We start from the raw sequence: 9214 nt of genomic DNA, 5'->3' as shown, positions 1-9214 counted from the left end.
CGATACTAAACGTCGGGACATATAAACAGTTATAAGGTTGGTCATGGTTGACCTCTTAGATTCAGTCGGGGGACTGAAGACCTTACTAGGCGGTTATTTCAGGCATTTCAGCCCTATTTCATGCCTAAACGTTTCGCACCCATAACTGTATTCTAAGCTACATTTTTATAAATATTTACATTCCGCTCCGTCAGGCTTCTTTAGCAAGGTTAAGAGCGATCGCCTTCTATCTTTTAGTAGTCAATAATGCCGATGACAAGAGCTAAGTTAAGATTGAAGGGCATTCAGTTGTTAACTCGTGTAATTCTTGAGTAGGGCGAAAATATGACGACACTACTTGTGCAAGCGACCTCGGCTCCTTTGATGATTGATCTTCCTTGGATTATGCCGATGACGGAGGAGCAATTTTATGAATTTTGTTTAGCCAATCGAGATTTACGCATTGAACGCAGCGCTAGTGGAGAAGTGATCGTTATGCCCCCTGCTTTTTCAGATACGGGTAATCGCAATCTTAATATAGCTGTGCAACTGGGGAACTGGTCAGAACTAGATGGAACGGGGCTTGGGTTTGATTCCAGTGCGGGTTTTACGCTGCCCAATGGTGCGACTCGTTCACCCGATGCTGCTTGGATTAAATTAGAACGCTGGAATGCTTTAACAGAAAAACAAAAAGCCTCTTTTGCCCCCATCTGTCCCGATTTTGTCATTGAATTGCGTTCTGCTAGTGATACAGTATCCAGTTTGCAGAAAAAGATGGAAGAATATATTGCCAATGGTACTTTATTGGGTTGGTTAATAGATCGCCAAAATCGCCAAGTCTATATTTATCGTCCCTATCGAGAACCGGAGATTTTAAATGCTCCTGAAACCATTAGTGGTGATCCAGAATTGCCGGGGTTTGTATTAGTAATGGCTAAGATTTGGTAAATGCGATCGCTGATGAAAGGTTCCGTCAATATAGAACAACTAAGCACGATTAACGCTGTTCTATATTGTTGCTCACGGGAATCCTCAACACTGATAGAACAGCGATAACTAATCATCCTCTTAAGATTGGGACAGGGTAGCCAATTCTAAGGCTAAAGGATCAACCCGGCGTAAATTTGCCCCTAATGCTCTTAATTTACCCTCTAAATTATCGTAACCTCGATCGAGGTGATGGAGTCCCTGCACAATAGTAGTCCCCCGGGCTGCCAATCCTGCTACCACCAAAGCTGCCGAAGCGCGTAGATCCGTGGCCATCACTGGCGCTCCGGAGAGGAAAGGCACACCGCGCACTAAAGCCACATTTCCTTTGACCTTGATATCTGCTCCCAGACGCTTTAATTCGGCCACATGACGCAGACGATTTTCAAAAACCGTCTCATTAACCACGCTACTGCCCTCGGTTAAAGTTAATAGAGCCATAAATTGGGCCTGCATATCTGTGGGAAAACCGGGATAGGGCAGGGTTTCGATATCGGTGGCTTTTAAGTCTTTAGGGATAATCCGGAGACGATTGGGACCATCTTCCACCACTTCCGGACCGATTTCGTGCAGTTTGGCAATTACCGAAGCTAAATGGCTGGGAATCACGGGATAAAGACTAATTTCTGAGCGGGTAATTGCCCCGGCTATCAGTAAAGTCCCCGCTTCAATGCGATCGGGAATGATACTGTAATCGGTACTGTGCAGACGGGAAACTCCCTCGATGACAATTGTATTGGTCCCGGCACCGCGAATTTTTGCCCCCATGGAAACACAAAAATTGGCTAAATCAATCACCTCCGGCTCCTGGGCCGCATTACCGAGAATGGTTTCCCCGAACGCTAAAGTCGCCGCCATCATTAGGGTTTCCGTCGCTCCCACACTGGGATAATCCAGATAAATATTCGCCCCTTTCAGACGACCATTACCTTTAACGCGGGCGTGTACCATGCCCCGATCAATTAATACATCTGCACCCATTGACTGTAGGCCTCTAACGTGCAGATCCACTGGTCTGGCCCCAATGGCGCAGCCGCCGGGGAGGGGAACTTTTGCTTCTCCTAAACGGGCTAAAATCGGTCCAATGGCAAAAAAACTGGCCCGCAACTGGGAGACGAGATCGTAGGGTGCTTGAGCTTGTTTGAGGTCTCTGCCATCAATCTCTAGTCTATCTCCGGTGCGACGGACTTGCACGCCCAAAGCCGAGAGAATTTGACTCATCCGCTCGATATCGGCCAGGGCAGGTACATTACTAATCTGGCACTCGTCGGAGCAGAGTAAAGCTCCCGCCATAATCACTAGAGCGGCATTTTTGGCACCACTGATCTTGACTTCACCCTTGAGAGAGTGACGACCTTGAATTTCTAAATAGGGATGCTCGGTATCGATGGTCATAGGATGATTCATTTATCTTGGTTGGCAGTCTTGGCTAAGGAGAGCTTCGGCAAAATGACACTGCATTTTATCAGATTTTTGAGGAAATTATTGGTGATTCTACCCCGAAAAGCGATTTTTGTCTTAATTATCTGAACTATCTTGACTTATGGATTGTCCGATAGTATAATAAAAGATTGTGAAAGAAAAATGCGGAACTGGCGGAATTGGTAGACGCGCTAGATTCAGGTTCTAGTGTCTGCAAAGACTTTCGGGTTCAAGTCCCGAGTTCCGCATTATCTCCCTCAAGACGCAGTTGTTTAGGGTAGCCCTAGCGGGGTGAAAAATCCGATTGGCTATAATCTCGATCGCTCTCCTGTAACGGCTATGATTAGCAGTGTTCAAAACCCTTTAATCAAGCAAATTCGCAAGCTACACCGCACTAGAGAGCGACAGGAGCAGAATTTGTCCTTAATTGAGGGAACCCACTTACTAGAGACGGCTTTAGCCGTGAATTGTTCCCTAGAGACGGTTTGTTATACTGAAAAGTGGCAGCAAAGACAGGGAGAATTAGCAGAGAAGCTTCAAAATCAAGCCAAACGAGTCGAGATAGTTTCCCCGGAAGTCCTCGCTTCCCTAGCAACCACGGTTAACCCCGATGGTGTGATTGCCACTATTGCCCGTGATCACCTTCATCCAGTCCCCCAAAATCCGCTACAATTGGGCTTAGTTTTGGAAAGATTGCAGGATCCAGGCAATCTCGGCACTATTATCCGCACTGCTGTGGCTACGGAAGTACAGGGTATCTGGTTAAGTCTCGATAGCGTCGAAATCGATAACCCCAAAGTGATCCGCAGTTCCGCCGGGGAATGGTTTCGATCGCCCCTAGTGGTAGAATCGGATTTATCCGCTTTAGTGAAAAAATATCAAGCACAGGGGGTAAAAGCGATCGCGACTTTACCCACAGCCACCAAAAGCCATTGGGAGATTGATTTTACCCGTCCGACTTTAATATTATTAGGCAATGAAGGAGCCGGTTTATCACCCCAATTAGCGACTTTAGCCGATGAAACGGTGAAAATTCCCCTCTTTGGTGGTGTGGAATCTTTAAATGTTGCGATCGCTACTGCTGTCATCCTCTACGAAGCTAGAAGACAATTATCCTACAGTAGGGTGGATTAGCGTCAGCGTAATCCACCGTTAAAACCGACAGTTATATTACTTCATTTTCATCGGATGATAATGCAAGCTTTTCAACGTTTACAGAACCTCCAGTAACTAACATTCCTATATCCCCGCATCGTACATCGGACTGTTTATTTGATGTTGCTGATACTAGATTAATAACGGATTTTATAAATGCCTCAAGACGTGGAAGTATTAAAAAAACAAAAATTGACAAACTGGCTAATGATAGCAAGGGAGATATAAAAATATAAATAATGGAGATAGAAGAAAAACTTGTTCTTATCAAAGGTAGCAACACAAAAGCAAAAAGACAATTCGTCAAGAAAACTCTTACCTGTTCAATGTCGTCTGCAACTTTTTTTTCTTCAATTTTGATAAAACGTACATCATCATCATTTTTAGTGTGGTGCTTGAAGTCCAGAGCTTGACTTTTCAGTCCTTGTACAATAAATCTAAATCCTAGTTTTTCTTGTGGTTTAATAACACCTATTCTAAACTTTTTCTCATGCTTGCCAAGACTGGTTTCGGTAAGTTCTTTAAGCTCCATTTCAGGTTCTATTTTTTGGGGACAGTAAAATACATCTAAGACTTCATCGATATTTGTGAATTCAAATCTTATTTCTTGATTTTTAATTTGTTGATTACCTGTATTCTCAATATCAAAAAGTGCATAAAACATATTTTGTGCTGGCTTTCCATTGTACAAGATACCAATTTTGTTCTCGATATCTTTTTCAATATTGCCAATAATTCCGCTTTTGACAAGCTTGCTATAAGAAATTTGCTTTCTTGGTTCACTTTTTTTCTTGAGTAGTTCAATAATAAAATTGGCAAGAAATCCAATTATTCCAGAAACAATTGCAATAATTATTCCATTCAATAATTCATTGGAAGTTGGAGAAGATTGGTTGCTTAAATTACTTGTTTGAGCAATTGCTTGTGAACTAGAAGCAAGAAGCAAAAATTGTGAACTAAGACTAGCAAAAATAGCAGATAAGAAAAAAATAATCGAGAACTTAACCACTCGATTCGCACTTATATCAGTTATCTTAATGGTGAGGTACGAAGTTTTCATTTTAGGTAGTCAGGAGTCGGTCGTCGATATCGAATCAGGTTACACTTCATCTTTATGAGAAACGCTGTAATAGACATCGGCCTAATATTGTATCACGACTGAAAATCTTTGGGAACCTCGAAAAATATAGTTGAGTAGATTGGATTAGCTACAGCGTAATCTTCCGTTAAAACTAAGATTAGCATCCGGGTAATCCCGCCTTAAACCTTCTAAATTGCTTATTTTTCGTTTCTAGTCTTGATAGAATTGCCGCGAATAGTGAAATTTGAGACAGTCAACCAATTTTTTACACTTCCGTTTTTTTGGCAAGTTTTGGCGGAATTTGCTCGGCTGTTAAGGTGACAATTTGGCCATCTTTGAAAATGCTGATAGACTCTCCTAAGAGGCGGTGTCTCTCAATTGCTTCTGCGATTGCGACTCTAACACCTGTATCGATTTTCTGATGCAGTTCCGTTAAGGTTGGTTCAGTCATTTTAGTTTCTGGTAATGATTCGGAAGGTGTCTGGGTTATAAATAATAGGAGGTTGATTAAATCCTAACGCAGCAACTAAGTGCGGTTCATCCCCAGAATTATCATAGATAACCCAAGTATCGCACAAAGGTAAATACAACTGCACGAGGTTAATGCGTCCCCGCTCATAACGACGACGAACCACATCTTCAGGAATATTATGACCGCCACTGGCTACCCTTCTGTGAACTCTCTCTAAAGCTAATTCTGGACTTTGTAGCCAAAAATAAATAAGATTGAGCCTATAGCCAGAACTGCGACAGTCTCTCAAAAAACGGGCAAAATGTCGGGCTGCCAGGGTGCTTTCAAAGGCAAAATCTATTCCTTGGCACTTCAGTGTTACCAGCCTTTCTAACATCAACCGTCCTGCTTGGATAGCAACCGACTCAGGATTAAAAGGTGAGAGTCCGGCGGCAATTTCATCGGCGTTAACGTACTCGATAACGCCTAAAAAGTTGGGTAAAATTTTTTTAGCGACGGTGGTTTTCCCGGAACCATTGGGGCCACCAATTAGATAAACGTCAGACATGAGGGAAAAGCTCGTCCTCCAGATTATTTTGAGATAACCTCGAACTAAGTACCAGTGGTACCAGTTTACCAGAAGTGGCTACTCTCCTAGATGATGGTAATCTGAGAACATTTGGCGATGACGGTTGCCAAGAGGTTTTCACTAATCTCGATCGACTTCGTTACCCTGAAAAATCCTGTATTTTTTAACAAGTCAGACTAAATCTTTCAAGGAGGACTTTAAAAATTTCCTTGGCATAAGTTGATATTTGAGAGACGAAAATATAGAAGCAGCTGATTATTTACTAACCTACTTTTTTTAATTTTTAACGGGTTAGGGCTGGGATATACTGAGATTGTTGCTTATAGATCACTACTATGGGACGTTTAGCGCTGATCAGCGTCACTGACAAAACCGGAATAGTTGACTTTGCCCGTCAGCTAACAGAAGAATTTGATTTTGAAATTATTAGCAGTGGAGGAACCGCCAAAACGCTCCAATCGGCGGGAATTACCGTGATTAAAGTGGGAGAATATACAGGATCTCCTGAAATCTTGGGCGGAAGGGTGAAAACTCTCCATCCTCGCATCCATGGCGGTATTTTGGCTAGACGGGATTGGCAGTCAGATTTAGCGGAAATGGAGGCTAATCAAATTCGTCCTTTTGATTTGGTGGTGGTTAATCTCTATCCCTTTGAACAGACGATCGCCAATCCTGAGGTCACCACCGCTCAGGCGATCGAACAAATCGATATTGGTGGTCCGGCGATGTTACGCGCCTCAGCTAAAAATTTCGCCCATTTGACTGTCATCAGTAACCCGAAGTATTACGAGCAGTATTTAAGCCAATTACGGCAAAATAACGGCGAAATCTCCCTGGAATTCCGTCAAAAAATGGCGGGGGAAACCTTCGCTTTAACCAATGCCTACGATGGTGCGATCGCTGCCTATTTCGCCAGCTTAAACGGGGAAACGACTCGCTTTAATTTGGCGGGAAATGCCCTGCAAACCCTGCGTTACGGCGAAAATCCCCACCAAAGTGCCACTTGGTACGGCAGCGGTACAATGGCTCAAGGTTGGGGAAAAGCGACCTTATTACAGGGAAAAGAACTAAGTTATAACAATTTAGTCGATTTAGAAGCAGCCCGCCGTTTAATCGCCGAATTCGGCAGTGAAGAACCAGCCGCCGCTATTTTGAAACACACTAATCCCTGTGGGGTGGCGATCGGTGGTAGTTTAGTGGAAGCTTATACTAAAGCTTTTAACGCCGATGCTATCTCGGCTTTTGGGGGTATTGTTGCCCTAAATCAAGCCATAGATGAAGCAACCGCTAAAGAATTAACGAAAACCTTCCTAGAATGCGTGGTTGCCCCCGATTGTAGCCCCGAAGCCCAGGATATCCTCGCTAAAAAGTCAAAAGTGCGGATTTTATTGCTGCCGGACTTAACCACGGGAGAAAAACAAACAGTAAAAGTTATCGCTGGCGGTTTTCTAGTACAAGCGGCCGATGATCTGGTAGAAACCCCGGATGATTGGCGCGTGGTGACAGAAAAACAACCCACTGCCGCACAATTAGCGGAATTACTGTTTGCTTGGAAAGTATCTAAGCACGTTAAATCTAACGCTATTGTGGTGACAAAAAATCAAACTACTTTAGGCGTTGGTGCGGGGCAAATGAATCGCGTTGGTTCGGTGAAAATTGCCCTTGAACAAGCAGGGGAAGCGGCTAAAGGTGGCTATTTAGCTAGTGATGGTTTTTTCCCTTTTGATGATTCTGTTCGCACGGCGGCCCAGTTTGGTATCGAGGCAATTGTTCAACCCGGAGGTTCTTTAAAAGATCAGGATTCGATTAATGCCGCTAATGAGTTAGGTTTAATTATGGTCTTAACAGGCATTCGTCATTTCTTGCATTAATATAAAGTTAGGGTGTGTTATTGCTTAAATTAACGCACCCCAACCAGTTATTAATTATTGGTTAATTTCCCCTATTCAATAGTCTTAAATTTGCCAAAAGTGCGAGGATAGCTTACTTTTGGGGAACAAAGAAAATAGCGCTATGTCTAGCTATTTATTCAGGTCATTTCCTGAAATGCTTTGGACAAAAATTGACCAGACTTGGCGATCAATGTTTCCTCTCCAACTATTAAGAGTGTCAAAATAATAGTGAAGTTTTGTGACAAAGTGCAGTCAGATCTAAGAATCTTTGCTAGAACCCTAGAAGGCTTCTGTGATAAGTCTCTTTAAAGTAGATTGTTTGCAGTAAACTAATCTGGCTAACACGCTTTTGGGCGTAATATAGGGAAAGTTTCTTGCGATTGCTCCATTTGAGAGTAATAGGCGGAAAGATTTTTTTTTAACAAATGTGTATTCGGCGTGATATATGGAAACTTTCCGTCTAACATATAGTGATGTTTTCAAGAGAAGAGAAGAAATGTTATCAACACTTCTAAGTAAACCTGTACAAAAAGCTCAAGAACTACCAGAAGCAATTCAATTGGAAGGCTGCCTCGACGCAATAATTGCCGGTAAGCCGGTTCATTTTCTGGATGGTGGCCTCCGATGATTGCTGCTCTCGATGTCCATTACACCGACACTGCGGCACACGCTGCCGCAATTGTGTTCAAAGAATGGCAATCTGAGGAACCAATTGCCAGCCGCACGGCGACCGAAGAACCTGTGGCGGCATACGAACCAGGAAAGTTCTACAGGCGGGAATTGTCGCCGCTGCTGAGGGTGATCACGCAGATCGGGTTCGACGTACACACCTATGTGATTGATGGCTATTGCCATCTCTCTCGTGACCTTACGCCAGGTTTGGGTGCGTATCTGCACCGTTCGCTGACGCAACCCGCCGTCATCGTCGGCGTTGCCAAGAACCGTTATCGTGATTCGGAACACGCGGTCGAAGTGTTCCGCGCAAACAGCAAGCGGCCTCTCTTTGTCACAGCAATCGGCATCGAATACAACGTAGCTGCCCAACACATTCAATCAATGGCTGGGCAATTCCGAATACCCAAGATGCTCAAGGCCGCTGATGGTCTTGCACGGAGACTGAAATAGTGCGATGCCGAAGGCACTGCATAGTGCGATGCCGAAGGCACTGCGTAGCAGTACGCCGAGCTTGTAGGGTGCGTTCCCTAATCTGGAGCCTACTGCTCCACCGATCGATTTTTGGGAACGCACCATTTTTAGGTGAAAAGGGATTCCTTTGTCTTTAGAAGTTACTGGCAAAACAACAACTAAGCCAGATGCACCCTGATTAAACAGGTCTGCTGAAATCACTAAACACGGACGCTTACCAGCCTGTTCATGCCCCCTTACTGGATTAAGGTCTGCTAGCCATATTTCTCCTCTGGTAATTTCTGCCACTACCCTTCTACTCCATCAGCGAGAGTTTGCTCCCATGTCTGCCTTTCAGAAATTTCCTCTTGCCATAAAGTCTCATTCTTCCTTAATGGGACTTAAACGCCAAATAAAGATCAAATCGAGTATAATCGTTAAAGAGTAAGCACTTTACGTTGAAAGAGCAGCGATGAAAGAGACAACCCCAGCCGCGATGCCCCCATGCTTTGACCGATGGTGTCGGCGGTTTG

General features: G+C 43.9%; 9 protein-coding genes, 1 tRNA gene and 1 pseudogene. 6 read left to right on the top strand and 5 right to left on the bottom strand.

All coding sequences use genetic code 11. The features are described 5' to 3' along the window. Positions 1 to 324 precede the first annotated feature (324 nt). Positions 325 to 927 carry a Uma2 family endonuclease gene (locus O9295_RS19140; RefSeq protein WP_288034566.1) on the top strand — a complete coding sequence of 201 codons (603 nt, stop codon included), beginning with the start codon at positions 325 to 327 and terminating at the stop codon, positions 925 to 927. 120 nt (positions 928 to 1047) lie between these two features. On the opposite strand, the gene murA is transcribed toward O9295_RS19140, so the two are convergent. Beyond that, entirely contained in the window at positions 1048 to 2361 is a 1314-nt protein-coding gene (gene murA, locus O9295_RS19135; RefSeq protein WP_288034563.1) for a UDP-N-acetylglucosamine 1-carboxyvinyltransferase, read from the bottom strand. Positions 2362 to 2552: 191 nt separating this feature from the next. On the opposite strand from murA, the gene O9295_RS19130 reads away from it, so the two are divergent. After that, a tRNA-Leu gene (locus O9295_RS19130) sits at positions 2553 to 2636 on the top strand. 91 nt (positions 2637 to 2727) lie between these two features. Then, positions 2728 to 3522 carry a TrmH family RNA methyltransferase gene (locus O9295_RS19125; protein WP_287170251.1) on the top strand — a complete coding sequence of 265 codons (795 nt, stop codon included), beginning with the start codon at positions 2728 to 2730 and terminating at the stop codon, positions 3520 to 3522. A gap of 31 nt (positions 3523 to 3553) precedes the next feature. On the opposite strand, the gene O9295_RS19120 is transcribed toward O9295_RS19125, so the two are convergent. From O9295_RS19120 to O9295_RS19110, 3 genes are all read right to left on the bottom strand, one after another. Further along, the gene (locus O9295_RS19120) at positions 3554 to 4603 is read right to left on the bottom strand and encodes a hypothetical protein (protein ID WP_288034560.1); all 1050 of its coding nucleotides are present in this window, start codon (positions 4601 to 4603) and stop codon (positions 3554 to 3556) included. Positions 4604 to 4889: 286 nt separating this feature from the next. Then, positions 4890 to 5075, bottom strand: coding sequence for a hypothetical protein (locus tag O9295_RS19115; protein ID WP_002794338.1), 186 nt, complete (start codon positions 5073 to 5075; stop codon positions 4890 to 4892). Position 5076: 1 nt separating this feature from the next. Continuing rightward, positions 5077 to 5643: an ATPase gene (locus O9295_RS19110; protein WP_288034556.1), complete on the bottom strand. Its 567-nt coding sequence runs from the start codon at positions 5641 to 5643 to the stop codon at positions 5077 to 5079. A 356-nt stretch (positions 5644 to 5999) separates the two neighbouring features. Between O9295_RS19110 and purH the strand changes: the two genes are divergently transcribed. The 3 genes from purH to O9295_RS19095 all read left to right on the top strand — a co-directional run bounded on the left by purH (position 6000) and on the right by O9295_RS19095 (position 8681). Next, positions 6000 to 7535 carry a bifunctional phosphoribosylaminoimidazolecarboxamide formyltransferase/IMP cyclohydrolase gene (gene purH, locus O9295_RS19105; RefSeq protein WP_288034554.1) on the top strand — a complete coding sequence of 512 codons (1536 nt, stop codon included), beginning with the start codon at positions 6000 to 6002 and terminating at the stop codon, positions 7533 to 7535. A gap of 517 nt (positions 7536 to 8052) precedes the next feature. Next, positions 8053 to 8184: a hypothetical protein gene (locus O9295_RS19100; protein WP_255520654.1), complete on the top strand. Its 132-nt coding sequence runs from the start codon at positions 8053 to 8055 to the stop codon at positions 8182 to 8184. Next, complete coding sequence (locus O9295_RS19095) at positions 8181 to 8681, top strand: endonuclease V (protein WP_043996815.1); 501 nt, start codon at positions 8181 to 8183, stop codon at positions 8679 to 8681. Before O9295_RS19100 ends, O9295_RS19095 begins: the two co-directional genes overlap by 4 nt. Before the next feature lie 174 nt (positions 8682 to 8855). Here O9295_RS19095 and O9295_RS27940 read toward each other — a convergent pair. Next, a pseudogene (locus O9295_RS27940) lies at positions 8856 to 8990 on the bottom strand (type II toxin-antitoxin system PemK/MazF family toxin); the annotation flags it as partial. Between the last annotated feature and the right edge of the window lie 224 nt (positions 8991 to 9214).

The organism is Microcystis sp. LE18-22.4A (genome assembly GCF_027531105.1).
Lineage (GTDB): Bacteria > Cyanobacteriota > Cyanobacteriia > Cyanobacteriales > Microcystaceae > Microcystis > Microcystis aeruginosa.
This window is presented reverse-complemented; position numbering and strand designations above follow the sequence as displayed.